Source organism: Pseudoalteromonas sp. SR45-5 (genome assembly GCF_014163565.1).
Classification (GTDB): Bacteria; Pseudomonadota; Gammaproteobacteria; order Enterobacterales; family Alteromonadaceae; genus Pseudoalteromonas; species Pseudoalteromonas distincta.
Genome location: NZ_JACJDN010000918.1, coordinates 1 through 1,127, shown reverse-complemented (window position 1 = coordinate 1,127; position 1,127 = coordinate 1). Strand labels below are relative to the sequence as shown.

Sequence of the window (1,127 nt, the reverse complement as noted above, 5' to 3'; positions counted from 1 at the left end):
TGTTTCGTCTACCGAGTATTGCCCCACAGTATTATTAGCCGGTGCTTCAACTTGGTTTGGTGTTGACGATGCAAAATTCGGCTGCGTTACTTGCTGCGTAAAATCTTTTTGTGGTTCTGGAGGCGTTGGCGTTTGCCCTGAAATTAATGGCAGGGTATTTACATTAATTGTCCCCCACTGACTGTTAAATGTAAGAGAGGTATTATTGCCTTGCTGTTGGCTTACACCACCAATATTATGATCTAACGTGTCGTATACGCTCACTTGTCCATTTAATTCAACGGCTAAGCGATTAGGGAATATAGCGTAGCGAATATTATTTTGCGCACCACTGCTAAATGGGCAGCCTAGATTACCTGGCCACCACTGATTGCTGCCAGGCGATCCTACAGGAATAACCGGAAATATTTGGTTATTGCTCAATATATTAGCAAGTTCGTTGCACAAGTTATCAACGGTTGATTTTAAACCGTTGTTAAACATGTCGCCAACCATTGTCATTCCGCCACGCATCCATTGACCAGAACCACCAAGTTCTGGGCAATTAAACTGTGCCATTGAGCAACCGCCGTTATTAACGCTAACCAACATGTGAATTACTGCATCGTGACTGAGGTTATAACGAGATGCTATACCATTAACTAAGTTTTCACCGACATCTGTTAGCTTTTGCATAAGAGAATATCCTATTAGGTAGATTGGGTTGATTTAAAAAATCTTAAATACGCTAGGGCGTGTTGATTTTTGGGATTGAAATTTGTTCAATCTAGGGGCGATTTAATCGCGGCGCGAGGTTTGTAACCTAGTGGGCTAAGTAAAAACCGAGCAACAAAGAGTCAATCGTCCCTAGAAAGAACCCAGGGGCAGCGCATGTTTGGCATTTATGCTGCGTTATCGCCTATGTATGGGGAACAACCACACATCATAGACTCTGCCTTGCTTAAATACCAAACACACTGCTGTAAATTCAACCACCAAAGAACAACACGCCCTAGTGCTGCATTACCTTTAGCTTTGATGATAATGAAAAATTAACAGGTTAGTGAGGTGTGCTGGTTTTTCAAATTGGACGTGTTCTGTTTTGTTTGAAATTAAAACACACCACTGCAAAACTAATCTTTAAAGTA

The 1,127-nt window shown here is 41.6% G+C and carries 1 protein-coding gene; it reads right to left on the bottom strand.

The features are described 5' to 3' along the window. Positions 1–675, bottom strand: a 675-nt coding sequence (locus H5072_RS20065) for an SHOCT domain-containing protein (protein WP_220488739.1), incomplete at its 3' end; no start/stop codon positions are given. Positions 676–1,127 lie beyond the last annotated feature (452 nt).